The sequence below is a fragment of the Paenibacillus gorillae genome (genome assembly GCF_000513275.1).
In the GTDB taxonomy this organism is placed as follows: Bacteria; Bacillota; Bacilli; order Paenibacillales; family Paenibacillaceae; genus Pristimantibacillus; species Pristimantibacillus gorillae.
In genome coordinates this window covers 1-18,816 of record NZ_CBVJ010000017.1, presented here as the reverse complement: position 1 = coordinate 18,816, position 18,816 = coordinate 1, and the positions used below count along the sequence as shown (strand labels likewise).

17 protein-coding genes and 1 pseudogene are annotated in these 18,816 nt (G+C 53.4%); 2 read left to right on the top strand and 16 right to left on the bottom strand.

Translation table 11 applies throughout. The features are described from left to right. Positions 1–3: 3 nt before the first annotated feature. The 3 genes from TY10_RS02240 to TY10_RS02230 all read right to left on the bottom strand — a co-directional run bounded on the left by TY10_RS02240 (position 4) and on the right by TY10_RS02230 (position 3,086). Positions 4–858 carry a DegV family protein gene (locus TY10_RS02240; protein WP_042160153.1) on the bottom strand — a complete coding sequence of 285 codons (855 nt, stop codon included), beginning with the start codon at positions 856–858 and terminating at the stop codon, positions 4–6. Positions 859–891: 33 nt separating this feature from the next. Continuing rightward, positions 892–2,658 (bottom strand): DAK2 domain-containing protein, encoded by a 1,767-nt coding sequence (locus tag TY10_RS02235; protein WP_202903136.1) that lies wholly within the window; start codon positions 2,656–2,658, stop codon positions 892–894. A gap of 68 nt (positions 2,659–2,726) precedes the next feature. Further along, positions 2,727–3,086, bottom strand: a complete 360-nt coding sequence (locus TY10_RS02230) for an Asp23/Gls24 family envelope stress response protein (RefSeq protein ID WP_042160150.1) — start codon at positions 3,084–3,086, stop codon at positions 2,727–2,729. A gap of 398 nt (positions 3,087–3,484) precedes the next feature. On the opposite strand from TY10_RS02230, the gene rpmB reads away from it, so the two are divergent. Then, on the top strand, positions 3,485–3,673 hold the full coding sequence (gene rpmB / locus TY10_RS02225; RefSeq protein ID WP_042160148.1) for a 50S ribosomal protein L28: 189 nt from the start codon (positions 3,485–3,487) through the stop codon (positions 3,671–3,673). A 273-nt stretch (positions 3,674–3,946) separates the two neighbouring features. Here rpmB and spoVM read toward each other — a convergent pair whose 3' ends face one another. The 13 genes and pseudogenes from spoVM to coaBC form a co-directional block, all read right to left on the bottom strand. Further along, positions 3,947–4,027 carry a stage V sporulation protein SpoVM gene (spoVM, locus tag TY10_RS02220; RefSeq protein ID WP_010345573.1) on the bottom strand — a complete coding sequence of 27 codons (81 nt, stop codon included), beginning with the start codon at positions 4,025–4,027 and terminating at the stop codon, positions 3,947–3,949. A 272-nt stretch (positions 4,028–4,299) separates the two neighbouring features. Further along, entirely contained in the window at positions 4,300–4,599 is a 300-nt protein-coding gene (locus TY10_RS02215; protein WP_238327408.1) for a hypothetical protein, read from the bottom strand. Between the two features lie 11 nt (positions 4,600–4,610). Beyond that, positions 4,611–5,255: a ribulose-phosphate 3-epimerase gene (gene rpe / locus TY10_RS02210; RefSeq protein WP_042160146.1), complete on the bottom strand. Its 645-nt coding sequence runs from the start codon at positions 5,253–5,255 to the stop codon at positions 4,611–4,613. Positions 5,256–5,259: 4 nt separating this feature from the next. After that, a pseudogene (rsgA, locus tag TY10_RS02205) lies at positions 5,260–6,187 on the bottom strand (ribosome small subunit-dependent GTPase A). Next, positions 6,174–6,371 (bottom strand): hypothetical protein, encoded by a 198-nt coding sequence (locus TY10_RS31220; RefSeq protein ID WP_238327407.1) that lies wholly within the window; start codon positions 6,369–6,371, stop codon positions 6,174–6,176. Before TY10_RS31220 ends, rsgA begins: the two are co-directional and overlap by 14 nt. Beyond that, complete coding sequence (gene pknB / locus TY10_RS02200; protein ID WP_052350299.1) at positions 6,331–8,349, bottom strand: Stk1 family PASTA domain-containing Ser/Thr kinase; 2,019 nt, start codon at positions 8,347–8,349, stop codon at positions 6,331–6,333. Before pknB ends, TY10_RS31220 begins: the two co-directional genes overlap by 41 nt. Further along, a complete protein-coding gene (locus TY10_RS02195) occupies positions 8,346–9,122 on the bottom strand; it encodes a Stp1/IreP family PP2C-type Ser/Thr phosphatase (protein ID WP_042160144.1) in 777 nt (258 codons plus the stop codon). The genes pknB and TY10_RS02195 overlap by 4 nt, the downstream gene beginning before the upstream one ends. 6 nt (positions 9,123–9,128) lie before the next feature. Then, on the bottom strand, positions 9,129–10,175 hold the full coding sequence (gene rlmN, locus TY10_RS02190; protein WP_042160142.1) for a dual-specificity RNA methyltransferase RlmN: 1,047 nt from the start codon (positions 10,173–10,175) through the stop codon (positions 9,129–9,131). Positions 10,176–10,279: 104 nt separating this feature from the next. Then, a complete protein-coding gene (gene rsmB / locus TY10_RS02185) occupies positions 10,280–11,911 on the bottom strand; it encodes a 16S rRNA (cytosine(967)-C(5))-methyltransferase RsmB (protein WP_238327406.1) in 1,632 nt (543 codons plus the stop codon). Further along, positions 11,911–12,861: a methionyl-tRNA formyltransferase gene (gene fmt, locus TY10_RS02180; protein WP_042160140.1), complete on the bottom strand. Its 951-nt coding sequence runs from the start codon at positions 12,859–12,861 to the stop codon at positions 11,911–11,913. Before fmt ends, rsmB begins: the two co-directional genes overlap by 1 nt. Before the next feature lie 4 nt (positions 12,862–12,865). Further along, the gene (def, locus tag TY10_RS02175; RefSeq protein ID WP_042160138.1) at positions 12,866–13,354 is read right to left on the bottom strand and encodes a peptide deformylase; all 489 of its coding nucleotides are present in this window, start codon (positions 13,352–13,354) and stop codon (positions 12,866–12,868) included. Between the two features lie 40 nt (positions 13,355–13,394). After that, positions 13,395–15,890: a primosomal protein N' gene (priA, locus tag TY10_RS02170; protein WP_042160137.1), complete on the bottom strand. Its 2,496-nt coding sequence runs from the start codon at positions 15,888–15,890 to the stop codon at positions 13,395–13,397. Then, positions 15,887–17,101 (bottom strand): bifunctional phosphopantothenoylcysteine decarboxylase/phosphopantothenate--cysteine ligase CoaBC, encoded by a 1,215-nt coding sequence (gene coaBC / locus TY10_RS02165; RefSeq protein WP_042160134.1) that lies wholly within the window; start codon positions 17,099–17,101, stop codon positions 15,887–15,889. Before coaBC ends, priA begins: the two co-directional genes overlap by 4 nt. A 466-nt stretch (positions 17,102–17,567) precedes the next feature. Here coaBC and TY10_RS02160 point away from each other — a divergent pair, with 466 nt between their 5' ends. After that, positions 17,568–18,284, top strand: coding sequence for a hypothetical protein (locus TY10_RS02160; RefSeq protein ID WP_052350298.1), 717 nt, complete (start codon positions 17,568–17,570; stop codon positions 18,282–18,284). Positions 18,285–18,816: the final 532 nt, after the last annotated feature.

Below are 18,816 nucleotides of genomic sequence, written 5' to 3'. Positions count from 1 at the left end.
ACCTCACACTCTGTACATGAACACGGCAGAGGTACCCGGACCAACATGCGTCCCGATAACCGCCCCAATCGTCGTAAAATCAACCGACTGTACATTGAATTTGCTCTTCACCTGTTCGCACAGATCCATCGCGATGGCATTTCCTTGCGTCCAGGCAATCGTAATCGCCACAGGGTCGCTGCCAAAAGACTGATCCAGCATATCGATAATGCGCTGGATCGCTTTTTTCGTCCCGCGCTGCTTGTCTACCGAGTAGACCGTACCTTCTTTGTCCAGCGACAGAATCGGCTTAATATTCAACAACGAGCCAATCAGCGCCGAAGCTCGGCCAATCCGGCCGCCCTTTTGCAAATATTCCAGCGAATCGACGAGAAAATAAAGCTGAGTATCCCGCTCCAAACGCTCGATTTCCGCAATAATTTCTTCTTTCGAACGGCCGGCCGCAGCCATTCTCGCTGCAGCTACCGCACGCATTCCAGCGCCGTAAGAAGCTGATTTGCTGTCATAGATCGTAATATCCGCTTCTTCCTCCAGCATCGACTTGCCGATAACCGCAGACTGATAAGTACCGCTGACCGCGCCCGATAGATGGATCGAAATGATGGATGCACCGGGATCTTCCTGAAGCACGCGCTCATAGACGGATTGAAATTCGGACGGAGACGGTTGGGAAGTTGTTGGCAGTGCCGACGATGCAGCCAGCTTCTCGTAGAATTGCTCAGAGCCGATTGTCACATAATCCAAATACGTCTCCTCGCCGAACAGCACCTTTAACGGCACCATTTCAATCCCCAGCTCTTCCCGAACTGGCAGCGGAATATCGCATGTGCTGTCGACAACGATTCGAATCTTCCCCATTAGCCATCCCCCTTTATATTCAGAAACAAAACGTTACTCTAATGCAAACAAATACGGATAAAGCGGCTGCCCGCCTTCAAGCAGCTCCAGTTCAACGTCCGGATACATTTCTTCCATCCAGGCGCTAAGCGCGCCGATGTCAGCATCCTCCGCATCCTCACCAGTCAACACCGTCAGCAAATCGCCGCCCTGCTCCATCATGCTGGCAATCAGCAGCTGGCATGCCTGCTGCAGTTCCTTCGATGCCGCGATAATTCCTTTTTCCTTAATGGCGATATAATCACCCTCCCGGATGTCCACACCATCAATCGAAGTATCGCGCACAGCATGAGTGACTTGACCGGAGAGCACCTGCTCCGCCGCGTTCTTCATCCAGGCGGCATTGCGTTCCGCCGACTCGTCTTCCTTAAAGGCCAGAATTGCGGATAGCCCTTGCGGAATCGTCTTGGTCGGGATAACCGTCACGTTCCGCTCGCTCAGCTCGGCCGCTTGCTCGGCAGCAAGAATAATGTTGCCGTTATTAGGCAGCAAATAAATATGCTCTGCCGGCAATGACTCAATCGCCTTCAGAAAATCCTCCGTGCTCGGATTCATCGTCTGTCCGCCGGAGAGGACGATATCAACCTCGTTGCCTAGAAAGATATTCGTGATCCCTTCTCCCATCGCAACCGCAATGATGCCAAACGGCGCCCATTCATGAACTTGGCCCGGCGGCACTACCTGCTGCGAATCTGTACCTGCGAGCAGCTGCGCCGACGATATGTCTCCGCTAAGCGCATATTCAGGAACAGCAGCAAACGACGGGGCATCTCCCTCTTGCATGAGCAGCTCGCGGTGCTGCTCACGCATGTTCAGAATGTGCATATCGGTAAGCTCGCCGTAAGGCAATGCCAAGTTGAACACATCTCCCGGTTTACGGGAATGGACATGCACTTTAATGATATCATCCTCGACGATGACAAGAATGGAGTCACCGTCTTTTTCCAACGTTTTTTTGAAAGCGTATTCATCAAAAAACGGCGCACTATTCCCGCTCACATTCCTTTTAATAAAGAATTCCATATCGTATAGAAACTCAATGCCTTCTGTAGACAGGCGTGACTGCGCTGATGTCGCGGACGGTATCGATGTACGTCTTGGCTCCACGATCGGCTGGGCAACGGCAACTTCCTCAGGCGCTGCCGCCTCTGATTGAAACGGATATGCATCTTGCGAATGACTGCCTTCAGTTAAACTGCGGACAAACCCTTCATATATGAAGACAAGTCCTTGTCCGCCTGAATCGACGACGCCAACCTGCTTCAATATAGGCAGTAAATCCGGCGTGCGCTGCAGTGCCTCATGCGCCTTGGCATGCACCTCGCGCATCAGCTCGACAACATCATTCGTACGGCGGGCATGCTGAACCGCATGCTTGGCAGCTTCTTTGGCAACCGTAAGAATGGTGCCCTCTACCGGCTTGACCACCGCTTTATAAGCCATATCTACGCCTTGCTGGAATGCGGCAGCCAATTGCGTCGTGCCTGCTTCTTCCAGATTGGCAAGCGATTTAGAGAAACCACGGAACAGCTGGGATAGAATAACCCCGGAATTGCCCCTTGCTCCCATAAGAAGTCCTTTGGACATAGCCTCTGTCGCCTTGCCAAGCTGCTCCGAAGGCTTGCTCCGCAGCTCGCGAACCCCCGATGCAATCGTAAGATTCATATTCGTTCCCGTATCCCCGTCTGGCACCGGAAACACATTCAATGCATTTACCCGGTCTACGTTTTGCTGCAACATTTCCGCACCGAGCAGTGCCATGGCGGTAAAATCAGATCCGTTAATGGAGCGCTTACTCAACGAAAATTCCCCTTCCTGCTACTATGCTACTAAGTTATTACCCTAACATCCTGTACAAATATATGAACCTGATCCACTTGTAAACCGATAACCTCGTTTAGAACATATTTCACTTTGGTTTGAATATTGTGGGCCACCTCGGAAATTTTCGTTCCATAGCTCACAATAATGTGCAGATCAATCTGCAGACTGTCGTTGTCCCTTCGAACCTCGACGCCCCTCGACATATTCTCTCGGCCGAGCAGCTCGGCAATGCCGTCTTTCAATTGCTTGCGGGACGCCATTCCGACAAGTCCATAACAATCCATGGCTGCGGAGCCTGCTATGACGGCGATGGTGTTATCGGTTACGGATATTTGGCCAAGTTCAGTGCTAAGCTGCAGTGGCATGGAAATACACTCCTTTACGGTATATATTATGGACTATAAACCATTGTACTATAAACGGCACCGATAGAGAAGGGCGGCATGTAAAACCATGACATCTATCATCTGAAAAAGTCGACGCCAGCCTCGGAAAATGTTCGCCGTTTACGCACTTTTAAGTTGCTGAGCCATCATAATTGTGATACGATATTCAAGTGTGTTTATGTGTAGGCTTTATTACGGCTCATACAAGCCATGGTTGCTTTAGATTGGAATGCAGCACGCACGGACTTTACCGCTTATGCAACCAAACATTTTTGCTGCAGCAGCTGCCTCAGTCGTCCTGAACGATGAGCGCAAGCTCTGAGAAGCAAAACTTAAAGCGCATGCTAACGAAGTAGGCTTTTGAAGGAGGTGTACTCATGTCCCGCAAATGTTTCATTACAGGCAAATCGCCTGGTACAGGCAACCACGTTTCCCACGCGAATAACAAAAACCGTCGTTCTTGGGGTGTAAACGTGCAGAAAGTCCGCATCTTGGTTGATGGTAAACCGAAACGTGTTTACGTCAGCACTCGCGCGCTGAAATCCGGCAAAATCACTCGTGTATAGTATAACAACCTCCGCATGGAATTTTCCGGCGGTAGACAAAAAGCACCTGAACTCAGGTGCTTTTTTTTCGTATAACCACGATCATTCGATGGATGCTGCTACTGCGAACCTAGGGCGTGTCTGAAAACTCGTTCAGTGGCACCTTTCACCGCCTTTCCGCCCCCTGCTTCGTTCCGTTTGCTTGACGTACCCCCGGGTACGCCTTCACAAACGCGCCTTGCATGAAACGAAAATTCAGCAAAATTTGCTGCCCTCAGAGTTCTCAGACACACCCTAGTTTTTTTGGAACGTATTCAATATGGCTTTGACGAATCCGCCCAAAAATTTCGGCAGCTTGATCGTGTAAAATTTCATGCCCCATCCCTCCCCAGACACTCGTCGAAACGTTGATTTAAGCTTAGTTCCCTTCCTTCATCGGCAATTGCCTGATCAGCCGATTGTATCCGTTATGCATCGTCCTTTGGCAGCGAAGCTATGTGCAGCCTCTGAAAAACAAGCAGCCATGCCAGAATTCAAGCTTGCTTTTCCCCATAAAAAAATGGCTACACGAACCTTCGTTCATGTAACCATCCTATGCGGCGTACAGTCGTCCTATTCCATTGCCAGACGCCCGCTTATACCCTTCCCTATTGGCCGCCATATTGCTGCATATAAATGAAGAACGCCGCTATAACCGCTGACAAGAAATAAAAGACAACCGTCAGTGCAATGAAGGCGCCCCTTGCGCCCCATCGCTCGTAACGTTTGAAAAATCGGATAATTAAAAACAACGCCGCAAGCGAAAAGACAAACTTTACGATTGACGCGATAAGCGAAAAGGCCATAAGCAGTAAACCGCATACCAATGAATAAAGCAAAATCCAAAGTACGGTCTTCCATCTCGGCTCTTCGTACTCATCCAAGTCCAAATCCATAGGATTCGCCACAGGTCCGCCTCCTATCTCAATGCCGCAATTGCTGCAGCGCGGTCGCTTTCGCCAAACACGGCATTTCCTGCAACCAGAACATTCGCCCCGGCTTCCATAACCAGCTTCGAAGTTTCGCTGTTAATGCCGCCATCCACCTGTACATGCACATGATCCAAACCGCGCTCGCTAAGCAGCTTACGCAGCTGGCGAAGTTTGTTCAGCGATTGGGGAATGAAGGATTGGCCGCCAAAGCCCGGATTAACCGTCATGATCAATACAAGGTCCAGATCATCGATAATACAATCGAGCACCGATACCGGCGTCGCTGGATTAAGCGCTACGCCTGCTGGCAGTCCCAGTTCTTTAATCTGATGAATCGTTCTATGCAAATGAAGGCAAGCTTCCGCATGTATTGTAATCCGATCCGCTCCAGCCGCCGCATAGCTCGCAATAGACAGCTCCGGGCGTTCAATCATCAGATGTACATCGAACGGCAGCTTCGTTGCCGAACGTACGGCGCCAATTACTGGAGGGCCAAAGGTCAGATTCGGAACGAATAATCCGTCCATCACGTCAACGTGAATCCAATCGGCTCCTGCCTGCTCTGCTTCCTTGATCTCCTCGCCCAGGCGGGCGAAATCTGCCGACAAAATAGAAGGTGCGATTAATGCCATTAGGTTAGTACCTCCGTTTTTTCTCTTTCATTTCCGCCATAAACAGCAAGTAATGTTGGTGGCGGCTTTGTTCGATCTGCCCTTCCTCGACCGCTTTCAACACGGCGCAGCCCGGCTCATGCACGTGAGTGCAAGCCCGGAATTTGCAATCCGGCGACAGCTCCCGCATCTCGCGGAAGCAATAGCCAAGATCCTCGATGCCAAGCTCGGCGAAATCCAGCTGGCTAAAACCTGGCGTATCCGCTACATAAGCGCCGCCGATCTCGATCAGCTCTACATGGCGGGTCGTATGCTTGCCCCGGCCAAGCCGATTGCTGATTGCGTTCGTCTCCAGCTCAAGTCCTGGTACGATTGCGTTAAGCAGCGACGATTTGCCGACGCCGGATTGACCGGCGAATACGGCAAGATGGCCTTGCAGCCGTTCATGCAGCGCCTCAACACCTTCTCCAAGCCTCGAGCTCGTGCCGTATACCTCATAACCAATAGCCGAATAAATCCGGTTAACTGCGGCGGCAGCCTCAGATGCCGCTTTCGTCTCACTGCCGTCCTTTTCCAAGTCCTGCTTACTGAGACAAAGCACGGCTTCAATTCCCGTATGCTCGATATGAACAAGAAACTTGTCCAGCAATTGCAGATTCAAGGTCGGCTCCGTGACGGAGAAGACCAGAATCGCCAGATCAATGTTGGAGACAGGCGGGCGAATGAGCTCGGAGGAACGGGGCAAAATTTCTTCCACCGTTCCTTCACCGTTCTCCGTTAAGCTGTAATAAACCTCGTCGCCGACGAGCGGGTTAATTCCCATTTTTCTTAAACACGCCTCGAGCGCGGCATTGCACCGTCTGACCGGAAGGACCTTCCTCTGCCGGCAGAACGTAATAATAACCGCTTAACGCTTTTACAATGCGACCTTTCAACTGCTTAGTGTTGCTCATCTGTATGTTCTCCATCTCCGCCGCTATTGCCGTCGGTTTGCAGCCCATGCGTTTCCACAGGATCGGTATCGGTAGGCACATCTATTACTGGAGGAGGAGTAGGGTCCGCTCCAGGTATGGTCACCGTCGTCGAACCAGAGCCTTTAGTAATTTCTGCATAGGTGATCGGTTTTCTTATCGACATATTGGCCATCCCGGTATACGAATACCGTCGCTTCACCGTCCGGCCTTAAGAGCACCTTGACCGGGAACGTCTGTGTCTCTTGAATTTGCCGTTTGCCCCACTCCACCGTCTCTCCTAGAGCATCGGAATAAACGATTCGGATTTCACTCGTCTTACCTGCCAGCGTTGGCGAGATCGTTATGTTGAACTGATGCTCCTTCGCATCCGCAGGAGGACCGGAGCTGACCCGGATGGATATCTTCTTGCCTTTCGACACTGGGTCCTTGTACTTGTATGGATCGGAATCGATGACGATTCCTTTCTTCACGTCGTAGCTCGGCTCATACAAAATGTCGTCATTGTTCAGCACCAGCTCATACGCCCTTATTTCATCTTTCGCCTCAGCAACAGTCTTGCCGACCAGATTTGGCATCGGGAACGTCTCGCGGCCCTTGCTGACCATAAAGGTAAATTGAACGTCTTTCGGATTAAATTCAGTACCCGCTGCAGGAGTCTGGTTAATAATCGTGCCGGCATCCTGATCGCTGTACAATTCTTCTACTTTAAATACAGAACGGTCTTCTACATCGACACCAAGCGCGGAAAGCTCATCTTTCGCGACCTGCAGCTTTTGCCCTTTGTATTCAGAAAGCTTCTCAAGCTCTGCGCCTTTGCTGACGGAAAGGTGGATAAATGAGCCTTGCTTCACCAGCATATTGGCTTTCGTCTGCTCATAGACCTTTCCGGCTGGAATGTCGGCCTTAAACTCTTCCGTAACCGGGTCCTCAACGCTCAGTCCGGCTGCCTCGAGCTCTTCTCTAGCTTCTTTCAACTGCTTGCCAACTACGTAAGGAACTTTTACCTCTTCCACGTCCAGCTTTTTCAATACGGCACTGAAGCCCCAGACGATTAAAGCCAGCACAACGAGCGTGATGACAATGATAGACGCAGTCCGCTTCCCGCTCATAGGCTTCTTAGTCGCAGCGGTCTCTTCCTTCCGCTTGCTGTCGTTCTGCTGCCCCGGCGAACGGTCCCGCTCCAGCTTTTCAACTGGCGGTGGCGTCATAGACTGCGGTGGCGGTGGCGGCGAAGGACGAAAATCTCCGCGAATCGCCGGCATGACGCGCGTCTCGTCCATGTCACTGTCGCTTACGAACGTTGCCTTCGGCTCATTCAGCCTCTCCGGTTTTAAACAGGAGTCAAGGTCCTGCAGCATTTCATGTGCGGAGTTGTAACGCTCCGACTGATTTTTACGTGTAGACTTCAGAATGATATTTTCCACGCTTTGCGGAATATGCGGATTCACGACTCTCGGTGATTCGAAATCCTCCTGTAAATGCTTGAGCGCTACACTGATCGGGCTTTCTCCCAGAAAAGGAAGCTTGCCGGTCAGCATCTGGTAGATGACGATGCCGAGCGAATAGAGATCGGATTTCTCTCCGGTATTGACACCTTTGGCATGCTCGGGAGAAAAGTAATGAACGGAGCCGATAACCGAGCCGGTCTGCGTGATCGTCGATGCTGTAGCAGCTCTCGCGATGCCGAAGTCCGTTACCTTTACTCTCCCGTTTTTGCCGATCAATATATTATGCGGCTTAATATCGCGGTGAATAATATGGTTCTGATGCGCATGGTCGAGCGCGTCGCATATTTGCACGGCAATTCGCACCGCTTCATCGGTTTGCAGCGGCGCTCGCTCTTGAATAATTTCATTTAAATTATGGCCTTCGATATATTCCATGACGATATAATGGGTATCGTCCTCTTGCCCGACATCATAGATGCTGACAACGTTAGGATGCGACAGCGACGCCGCTGACTGCGCCTCGCGCCGGAAGCGGCGAATAAACTCCTCGTCATGGACGAATTGCTGCCGCAGCACTTTAACTGCAACATTCCGGTTCAGCAAGACGTCATGCGCTTTATACACCAGCGCCATTCCGCCTCCGCCGATCCGGGTCAATATTTCGTAGCGTCCGCCAAGATCATGTCCGATCATCCGTTGTCACCCCCTTGGTTCGAAGCGCCCGCGGTATCTTGGATAAGCACGACGGTAATATTGTCGTCTCCGCCCGCACTAAGCGCCAGTTGGATGAGGCGCTCCGCTTTCTCGGACAGATCCGGTCCCTCTTCCAGAACGGTCTGCAAAATCTGCTCGTCATTGACCATGTTGGTCAAGCCGTCGCTGCATAACAGCAGAACATCGTCCGGCTCCAGAATAGTGGTCAAAACATCGACCTCCACCTGAGCGTCCGTTCCTACTGCACGGGTAATTACGTTGCGGCGGGGATGATTAGCAGCTTCCTCCGCACTTACCTGACCGGATTTGAACAGCTCGTTAACGAGCGTGTGATCCTCGGTCAGCTGCGTAATGTTCCCTTTGGCAATATGATACACGCGGCTGTCGCCAATATGGCCAATAATCGTCTCCATGCCAATAAGCATCGCCGCAACGACAGTCGTCCCCATATTGTAGTACTGCTCATTGCGGGAAGCCATATCGTAGACAACGTCATTGGCTCCGACAATCGCTTGCCGAATGAGCATTTTCCCCTCTTGCAGCGTCAACCCGTCTTTACCCGCTTTTTGTTCCATCGAATCGCGGAAAGAATTGACAGCCAGCTGGCTGGCGACGTCACCCGCCTGATGACCGCCCATGCCATCGGCAACGATCGCCAGCGTAATGCCGTTTGCCAGCTGCCCTACCCAAGAGCGGTCTTCATTAATTTGACGAATACGTCCAATATCACTTCGGCTTGCCGTAATTAACAACCGTCATCACCCCGTCGTGGACTCCATATGTTTCGCCCTTAATTGACCGCATGCTGCGGCAATATCATGGCCCTGCTCCCTGCGGATCGTTGCGTTGATCTTGTTGCGTTCCAGAATGCGCTGAAATTCGAAAATGTCCTCGCGCGGCGTACGAACATAATTGCGCTCCGGCACATGGTTGACCGGAATGAGGTTAACGTGGCACAGCATCCCTTGCAGCACATCTGCAAGCTCCTGCGCATGCTCGGCACGGTCATTTACGCCTCCGATTAATGCATACTCGAACGTAATACGGCGGCCTGTCTTCGCAATATGGTTGCGGCACGCGGCCATAACATCCTCGAAAGGAAAGCGGCGGTTAACCGGCATCAGCTTCGAGCGCAGCTTGTCATTCGGCGCATGAATTGAAATCGCCAGATTGATCTGCGTGTTTTCTTCCGTAAACTTATACATGCTTGGCACGATACCGCTCGTTGAGACGGTAATATGGCGCTGTCCAATGTTCAGACCCTTCTCATGAATCATAATACGCAGAAAAGCCATCGTCGCGTCATAGTTCTCAAACGGCTCGCCAGAACCCATGATTACGATGCTGGATACGCGCTCATTCGTTGCGTCCAGCATTTGCTGAGCCGTTACAACCTGAGCGACGATCTCGCCGGCAGTCAAATTCCGTTTCAAGCCGCCAAGCGTCGATGCGCAAAACGTACAGCCGATCCGGCAGCCGACCTGCGTCGTAACGCAGATGCTGTTGCCGTAATCGTGGCGCATAATAACGGTCTCAATTGCATGGTTGTCATGCAGCCCGAACAGAAACTTTACAGTGCCGTCCTTCGATTCGAACTTCGTAATTTCAGTCAGCGTCACAAATTGGAAATAGTCCTCCAGCTTATCGCGCAGCATTTTCGGCAAATTCGACATATCCTCGAAGCTCTTAACGCGCTTTACATACAGCCAATCGAACAACTGGCCGCCCCGGAAAGCAGGCTCCCCGTTCTCTTTCATCCAATCTTGAAGCTGTTCCAGCGTATAGTCATAAATAATAGGTTTCATTGTTTTTTATCACACCTGACTCTGAATTGGCGCGGATAGCAGGCATAGCCTGCTCCGCTGATGATTTATTTTACCACAAACGCCCATGCACAGCCACAAACGGCTTAAGCACGCTTGCGCATACGGGCGATGTAGAAGCCGTCGCTGTCAAAATGCTGCGGCAGCAGCTGCGCTTGTCCCTTGAAGCTATCGTCAATCGCTCCTGCTTGCCGAAGCGGACGGAGCACGGCTTCCGGCCAGCCGGCATCCAGCTCGAATTCAGGATGCTCAGACAGAAATGCCGTAACCTGCTGCTCATTCTCGGCCTTCTCAATCGTACAGGTGCTATAGACGAGCGTCCCGCCCGGTTTGACCAGATGAGCCGCCGTGCGAAGCAGTCTGCGCTGAATCGCTGCAATTTCTGCAACATCGCCTGCCGTCTTCGTCCATTTGATCTCCGGCTTTCGCCGGATGACGCCGAAGCCGGAGCATGGCGCGTCTAGCAATATGACGTCCATGGATGACTTCTTGAAGCGCTCATCAAGCGCGCCTGCATCGCCGGTAATAACCTCAATATTGCTCAGCCCAAGCCGCTCCGCTTGCGCTTCAATTAATGGCGCCTTATGCGGATGCAGATCATTCGCCCATACTTTGCCTTTGCCTTCCATAAGCTCGGCCAAATGCGTTGACTTGCCGCCAGGCGCAGCACAGCAGTCCAGCACCTGCATGCCCGGCTGCGGCGAAGCCACCTCGGCCACAAGCATAGAGCTCTCGTCCTGCACTGTCCATTTGCCTTCGCGGAAGCCTTCCGTATCGGCTAAGTTGCCGCCCCGGCGAACAGCAATGCCCGCTGGAGCAATAGCTGAGGCCGAAGCATCGAAGCCTTGCTCCGTCAATTGCCGGAGCGCCTCTTCCCTCACTTCGCGCAGCGGATTGATGCGCAGGCTGGCGTGAGGCGGCTCGTTGCCTGCCGCACAAATCGCTTCCGCCGCTTCCGCGCCATAAGCCTCTATCCATCTTTGCACCAGCCACTCCGGGTAAGAGTGGCGCAGCGCGATTCTCGCGACCGGATCCTTATCGTTAATCGCTGATACTGTCAGCTCAGCCCGATTACGGTCTATGCTGCGGAGAATGCCGTTCACCATTCCCGAGATGCCTTGGTGTCCGCGCCGTTTGGCGATCGTCACCGCTTCATTCACCGCTGCATGGGCCGGGATTCGATCGAGGTACAACAGCTGGTATGCACTCATGCGCAGCAGTTGATGCACCCACGGCTCCAGCTTGTGCAAACCTTTGGCAGCAAATTTGCTCAGCCAATGGTCCAGCGTAAGCTGCCGCTGAATCGTGCCGTATACAAGCTCTGTTGCGAGTGCCGCATCTGCGCGCTGCAGCTGTGCGTCCTGAAGGGCGCGATTCAACTGCAGATTGCTGTATGCGCCGGTCTCAGCAACCTTAACCAGCGTATCCAGCGCCAGCTCCCGCGGCGTACGCGGCGCTCTGCCCGCACGTGGAGGTTGGCCCTGTGCGCGGGGGCCGGCTGTCTCGCGAAGAGCATTGCTATTGCCCTGACCTTGAGTATTACCGCGGCTTTGCCCGCCTCGCCCTCGTCCAGCAGTTGCTTGCCCGCCGCGTTGTCCGCCCTTCCCTTGTCCAGCACCAGCATGACTGCGGGAGCCGGGGCGGCCTTTGCCGCCTGTAGAACGGGCAGCGTTTGCGCCGCCGCTCTTGTTACCGTTCATTTGCTCTCCATTGCTCATTACGCTTCACCGCCAAATACAGTTCCGGCTGCCAGCTTCGAGCCCTTCAGCCATTCAGATACAGCCATCACCCGTTTCCCGGAAGGCTGAATATCCTGCAGCAGCAGTGTGCCGCTGCCCGTCTTCACAGCAATGCCTTTATCGCTGGCTTCCAGCACCGTACCAGGAAGTGCTCCGTTGCCTCCAGTAGAGCCGCTCTCCGGCTTGCCGCAGGTCCACACCTTGAACACTTCGCCTTGAAGCGTCGTGAATGCACCAGCCATAGGGGAAAGCCCCCTTACCTGGTCATAGATTTGTCTGGACGTCCGGCTCCAGTCAATCCGCTCATCCTCGCGCGTCAGATTCGGCGCATAGGTAGCCAGCTCGTCCTGCTGCGCTTCAGCCTTCACCTCTCCTGCTATAATAGCAGGCAGCGTGCGGCCCAGCAGATCTGCGCCAGCAATGCTCAGCTTCTCGAACATCGTTCCGGACGTGTCCTCATCCTCAATCGGCACCACAATTCTGCTGATCATATCGCCCGTATCCAGTCCTGCGGCCATATACATAATCGTAACGCCGGTTTCTTTCTCCCCGTTCATAATAGAACGCTGAATCGGAGCCCCGCCGCGGTATTTCGGCAGCAAGGAGCCGTGAACGTTGATACATCCCAATCGGGGCAGCTCCAGCACGCCTTTAGGCAAAATCTGCCCATACGCGGCTGTTACGATCAGCTCCGGCTCATAAGTTGCGACGGCTGCAACAGCTTCTTCGCTTCGCATCCGCTCCGGCTGCAGCACAGGCAATCCGTAGCCGAGCGTAGCTTCTTTTACCGGTGGAGGCGTCAGCGTCCGTTTGCGGCCCTTCGGGCGGTCCGGCTGCGTCACCACGGCGACGACGTCATAGCCTTGCTCCATTAGAAGACGCAAGGACGGCACGGCAAAATCTGGCGTGCCCATAAATACGATACGCATTTGATTACTCGCCGCCTTTGCGTTGTCTTTCCGAAATGTCGTACACACTCTCGGCAAGGTCGGTGAACAAAATGCCGTTCAGATGGTCGACTTCATGCTGGAAAGCACGCGCCAGAAAACCGGTCGCTTCCACCGAAAACGGCGTGCCGTCGGCCGATTGCCCGTTTACGACGATCCGGTCAGCACGTCTCACGTCGCCATTCAGGTTCGGAATGCTAAGGCAGCCCTCCGGCCCCAATTGCTCACCCTCCTGCTCGACAATAACGGGATTGACCATCTCGATCAAGCCAGACTCCTCCTCACCGATATCAACGACGATAACACGCTTGGAGATACCGATTTGCGGCGCGGCAAGACCTACACCGTCAGCGTCATACATCGTCTCTGCCATATCTTTGAGAAGCTTTTGCAGATTGGAGTTAAATTTCGTTACTTCTTTGGCTGGCTCTCTGAGCACCGGATCTGGATCTTTAACAATAATACGAATAGCCATGAATAGTTCCCTTCCTTTATAACCGTATATGGTATTTAGTTTATAAGATGACCTGAGGGTCGACATCGATGCTGAACAACACTTGTTTTTGCTGAGGTCCCTCTAAAAAAGGAGCGGTCGCCTTTCGCAGTAACTCCGGCACATCGATGTTTCCCCGATATTTTATCACAACTTGAAAACGGTAGCGATCTTTCATTCGCGAAATTGGCGAAGAGACAGGCCCCAGAACCTCCAATGCACGCTTTGATCCGCCTTCCAGCGAGTCTAGGACACCTTCTGCGGCGGCCAGCTCGCGCAAACGGGAGGCAAACTGCTCGCTTACGGAAGAGAGCTGCGCTAACTGCTCATGCGACATCGTAACGAGTACAAGGCGGCAAAAAGGCGGATAGCCCATTACGCCGCGATGTTTCAGCTCCTCGCGGATGAATGCGGCGTAATCGTGATGCTGCGCCGTCTGGATCGCGTAATGCTCCGGTGTATAAGTTTGAACGACAACCTCTCCCGGCAAATGATGGCGCCCGGCCCGCCCGGCTACCTGCGTCAGCAGCTGGAACGTGCGCTCCGCCGCCCGGAAATCAGGGAGATTCAGTGAAGTGTCTGCCGCTATAACGCCAACAAGCGTTACGAACGGAAAATCAAGTCCCTTGGCAACCATTTGCGTACCTAGTAGAACGTCCGCTTCCCGGTCGCCGAACTGCTTCAGCAGCTTTTCATGCGCATTTTTTTCCGTGGTCGTATCCACATCCATTCGGATGACACGAATGCCGGGAAACAGCTTCGCCAGCTCCTCCTCAACCTTTTGCGTGCCGGTACCGAAATACCGGATATGCTCGCTTTCACAGGAGGGGCAGTTTTTCGGTGCCAGCTCGGCATGCCCGCAATAGTGACAGCGCAAAGCACGCGTTTTTTGATGATAAGTGAGCGAAATATCGCAATGCGGACAGGCAGCCGTATAACCGCAGGAGCGGCACATGACGAATGTCGAATACCCCCGCCGGTTAAGCAGCAGCACCGATTGCTCGCCGCGCTCCAAACGGTCGGCCAACGCCGCGTGCAGGCGGCGGCTGAACATGGAGCGGTTGCCCTCCAGCAGTTCGGCGCGCATGTCGATCACATCAACCGGAGGCATTGGACGGCCGCCAACCCGGTTCGGCATCGGCAGCAGTCCCGATTCACGTCCCGGTGCAGGCGGCCGGCTTGCTGCCGCGAACGATTCCAGCGACGGCGTCGCCGAGCCCAGCACAACCGCTGCGCCATGCTGTCTCGCACGCTTCACAGCAACATCGCGGGCATGATATTTCGGACTCTCCTCTTGCTTGTAAGAGGATTCATGCTCTTCATCTATTATGATAAGCCCAATTCGTTCGAAAGGTGCAAAGATCGCGGATCTCGCTCCAATCGCGACTTGTACGCGGCGGCTTCTTATTTTGCGCCATTCATCATACCTTTCGCCATTCGACAGCCGGCTGTGCAGAACAGCTACTGCATCCCCGAAGCGTCCTTTGAACCGTTCCACCATTTGCGGTGTCAGCGATATTTCCGGCACTAGCACGATCGCTTGCTTACCTAGCTCCAGACAATGCTGGATAGACTGCAGATAGACTTCAGTTTTACCGCTGCCCGTAACACCGTGCAGCAGCATCGCCTGCGGCTCGCCCCGGCTGACGGAAGCCGCGATCCGCTCGTAGACAGCTTGCTGGCCCTCCATCAGCGGCAGCGGTTCTGTATGTTGGAACTCGCGTCCCGCGTACGGATCACGCTGATGCTCGACTTCGCGCAGTCCGAGCAGCCCTTTGTCGACTAGCGAACGGACGCTTGCCGGTGAGCCGCCCGCTTCTGCAAGCATTGCCGCCAGCTGCATCGGCTCGCCCCGTTCCAGCATGAACGCGAGCAGTTCCCGCTGCTTCGCCGCTCGCGCCGGGAAAGCGGCGAGAGCCTGCTCAGCGGCGGCGCGATCATCCGGCGGGAAGACGGTCAGCACTTTGCGTACCGCCAGCCGATCTCGGATCGATGCTTGCTCGAGAAGCAGCCCTTCGCGGAGCGCCATTTTCACAGCAGCCGCATGTTGAGGGAAACGCTCCTGCAAGGTCTCCAGCTTAGCCTGGCCCTGCTTAGCTAACCAATCGGCTAACTCATCAGGCAGCAGAGAGGTTAAGCCGTCTCCTTCCTCATCTGCCTCCGGGTTCAAGCTGATGAGCCGCTGCACCTTTCCTTTCAGAGCTGCCGGCACCATCGCCTGCAATGCCGCGATCCAGGAGCAGCAGTACTTATCGCTGATCCACTCCGCCAGCTCGATCAGATCAGGCAGCAGCGGCGGCACCGGGTCCAGCAGCTCAGAGAGCGGTTTGATCCGTGCGGCATCAATCCCGGCCGTTTCGGCAAAGCCGATGACGAAGCCTTGAAGAACGCGTCCGCCGAATGGAACACCTACCCGGCTTCCTACCTCAATCCAATCCTGCATAGCAGGCGGCACCTCGTAATCGAATGGCCGGTCCGTCTGGCGGCTCGGCACATCGACGATAACTTTGGCGATCATTCCGATCGCCTCCGCGTGCCAGCCAATCTTTTCAACGCATGAAGAAGCAGCCGCTGAGCAACTTCCCGCTTTGACAGCATCGGCATCGCTTCAATTAATCCTTCCGGACCGTACAACTGAACGATATTGGTGTCGCCGTTAAAACCTGCGCCTTCAGCTCCAACGTCATTGGCGACGATGAGGTCGCAGTTTTTACGCGTCAGCTTGTCCATGGCGTACCGCTCTACATCTTCCGTCTCGGCAGCAAAGCCGATCAGCAGTTGCCCCTTCTTCCTTTTACCAAGTGTTTGCAAAATATCGGTCGTACGCTCCAACTCCAGCGTTAAGCTTTCGCCGTCCTTTTTCAGCTTTTGCCCGTGCTGCTTAACGGGTCTATAGTCGGCGACGGCAGCCGCTTTGACAACGATGTCCGCCGAATCAAAGCGTTCCGAAACGGCCTCCAGCATCTGCTGTGCCGATTCTACCCGGATAAGCTCAACTCCCGCAGGCGGCTGAGCCGACGTACGTCCGGCAATCAGCGTCACATTCGCTCCCATCGCTTTCGCGGCTTCAGCGATGGCAAAACCCATTTTGCCCGATGAATCATTGGTCAAATATCGGACAGGATCAAGCCGTTCCACCGTCCCGCCTGCTGTCACCAGCACACGCTTTCCAGCCAGCGTATCGCCCTGTGCAAAAAAAGCTTCTACAGCTTTCACAATGTCCTCCGGTTCAGCCAGACGCCCCTTGGCCACATAACCGCATGCCAGTTGGCCCGTTCCGGGCTCAACAAACATCATGCCCCGCTCCGCAAGCAATTCCAGATTGCGGACGACAGCCGGATTCTCGTACATATGAACGTTCATAGCCGGAGCGATAAGTACCGGACTTGTCGCTGCCAGCATCGTTGTGCTGAGCATGTCGTCAGCGAGACCATTCGCTATTTTGCCGATTGCATTCGCTGTCGCTGGCGCAATAACGATCAGGTCGGCATGATCGGCCAGATGAATATGAGCGACCACAGACGGGTTCCTCTCCTCGAATGTATCGATATAGACGGGATGACGCGACAAAGTTTGCAGCGTAAGCGGTGTTATGAACTTGGCCGCAGATTCTGTCATAATGACATGAACATCTGCGCCGGCCTGCACCAGCTTGCTGCAAAGCGCCGCTCCCTTATAAGCTGCGATTCCGCCGGTGATGCCCAATATGATTGTTTTGCCTTTTAACATATAATAGCCCCCGTTATTAAGCTGTTAATCTATGTATTGACTGATTATTGCGAGCCCATTCGCGCTTTTTCCTATCATACCATAAGGACCCTCTTTTTGTAGCCCGAAGGCGCTGCCTGGCGTTTAAATAATGAACTGCCCGGAATGATTGGAAATCTCTCATCTAAATCCGTATACTAGAGTGTAGGAATTATCGATCTCCCCTAAAATAGACAGAGGTGAATCCCCATGAACGAATTGCAGCAAGCGTACAAGACGATGGGCCTTCCCGAGCATGCATCCAAGGATGAAGTGGAAAAACGCTACACGATTTTGATGCGTCAGGAACGCTCCAGACAAAAGCAGCAGGACGCCGCGCGTTCCGCCGAAGCGCCGGGAACAGAGACAGACAGAGTGCAGACCGGCACTCCCGATTTCGAAACGGTAACCCGTGCGTACCGGTTTATTTTGGAGTATGAGGACAAGGTTGCGGCTGAACAATTCAATGCGCAGGAATACGGAAAATATAAAAACATGGCGGGAACCGCCCAAAAAAGTCGACCACTTCTGGCGCTATTACAAATTCCATGTGCTGGGCGGCGTTGCAGTCATTGCATTGATTATTTACGCCGTTTCACTGTACATCGACCATCGCGAAGAGCAAGCCCGGCTGGCAAGTCTCCCTCCAGTGGATCTATCGGTGATGTATATCGGCGAGTTTTATATGAATTCAGACGATAATAAAACAGGTACAGAGGAACAAATCGAAAATGCACTGCTTGCTCAGTTTCCGGATTGGAAGCGTTTTAAAGTAAATTTCACCTATGTTGCGATGGAAGCCAAGGATCAAATGGATATGGCCTCGCAGCAAAAAGCCATGGTAATGTTGGCGACTGAGAAGCCGGACATTTACATCTTGGACAAAGGGACGTTTAACTGGATTGCCCCGCAGGGCGCATTCCTCAGTATGGACGATATCGCTACAGGCAGAGTGAAGGATGCGCTCCAGACGAACGCTGCCTTCAAGTTCCAGACGAAGGAAGATACGGCCGAGCATGTGTACGGCATCGATATCTCTCGCAGCTCGCTGATCAAGAATATTCCGGTGCTCGCTAAGGACAACATTATCGTCGGCATCCGTGTCACATCTGATAAGTCGGAAAAGGCTATGGCCTTCATCGAACGTTTCCTTGCGGCAAAATAAAGAAATCCCGCTCATCGGCTGATGCCGAAGAGCGGGATTTCTTTATTTTGCATGGTTAGTGGAGCTGATTCGCTATGCTGCACAACGCTCGCCACGTCCCCACTTGCCCATCTTCGCTGGGCTGCGCAGATGTTTGCCAAGTTCACTGCTTGCTCATCTTCCCTATTCCGCGCAAATGTTCACCACATCCTCTTCTTGTTCCGCTAACGAACCTGCTTCGCTGGGCTACACAGATGCCTGCCAGCCAACTCCCCGTACCTGTTTGACCAGCTAGCGAACCTGCTTCGCTTTTTAACGAAGCAAATTTCGCTGTAATCTGCCTCAACAGGGGCTATGCACGCTATAGCGAAGCTGATTTCGCTACTCATGAACGTAGGTTCACCAATTGCGAAGCTTGCTTCGCTAATTGTCTACAGCACGTAATTTCGCGTTGGAAACTGCCGTTTTCAACCAATGTTGGTTCGCTATTTTGCGAATCAGCTTCGCTGGGCTGCACAGATGCCTGCCAGCCAACTCCCGTACCTGTTTGACC

Coding starts and splice junctions, on each gene's coding strand:
- def (WP_042160138.1), bottom strand. CDS start 13,354: ATGGCTATTCGTATTATTGTTAAAGATCCAGATCCGGTGCTCAGAGAG.
- priA (WP_042160137.1), bottom strand. CDS start 15,890: ATGATCGCCAAAGTTATCGTCGATGTGCCGAGCCGCCAGACGGACCGG.
- rlmN (WP_042160142.1), bottom strand. CDS start 10,175: ATGAAACCTATTATTTATGACTATACGCTGGAACAGCTTCAAGATTGG.
- TY10_RS02240 (WP_042160153.1), bottom strand. CDS start 858: ATGGGGAAGATTCGAATCGTTGTCGACAGCACATGCGATATTCCGCTG.
- TY10_RS02235 (WP_202903136.1), bottom strand. CDS start 2,658: ATGGCACTGCTCGGTGCGGAAATGTTGCAGCAAAACGTAGACCGGGTA.
- rpe (WP_042160146.1), bottom strand. CDS start 5,255: ATGGCATTAATCGCACCTTCTATTTTGTCGGCAGATTTCGCCCGCCTG.
- pknB (WP_052350299.1), bottom strand. CDS start 8,349: ATGATCGGACATGATCTTGGCGGACGCTACGAAATATTGACCCGGATC.
- fmt (WP_042160140.1), bottom strand. CDS start 12,861: ATGCGTATCGTATTTATGGGCACGCCAGATTTTGCCGTGCCGTCCTTG.
- rpmB (WP_042160148.1), top strand. CDS start 3,485: ATGTCCCGCAAATGTTTCATTACAGGCAAATCGCCTGGTACAGGCAAC.
- rsmB (WP_238327406.1), bottom strand. CDS start 11,911: ATGAGCAATGGAGAGCAAATGAACGGTAACAAGAGCGGCGGCGCAAAC.
- TY10_RS31220 (WP_238327407.1), bottom strand. CDS start 6,371: ATGTCGATAAGAAAACCGATCACCTATGCAGAAATTACTAAAGGCTCT.
- spoVM (WP_010345573.1), bottom strand. CDS start 4,027: ATGAAATTTTACACGATCAAGCTGCCGAAATTTTTGGGCGGATTCGTC.
- coaBC (WP_042160134.1), bottom strand. CDS start 17,101: ATGTTAAAAGGCAAAACAATCATATTGGGCATCACCGGCGGAATCGCA.
- TY10_RS02230 (WP_042160150.1), bottom strand. CDS start 3,086: ATGCCACTGCAGCTTAGCACTGAACTTGGCCAAATATCCGTAACCGAT.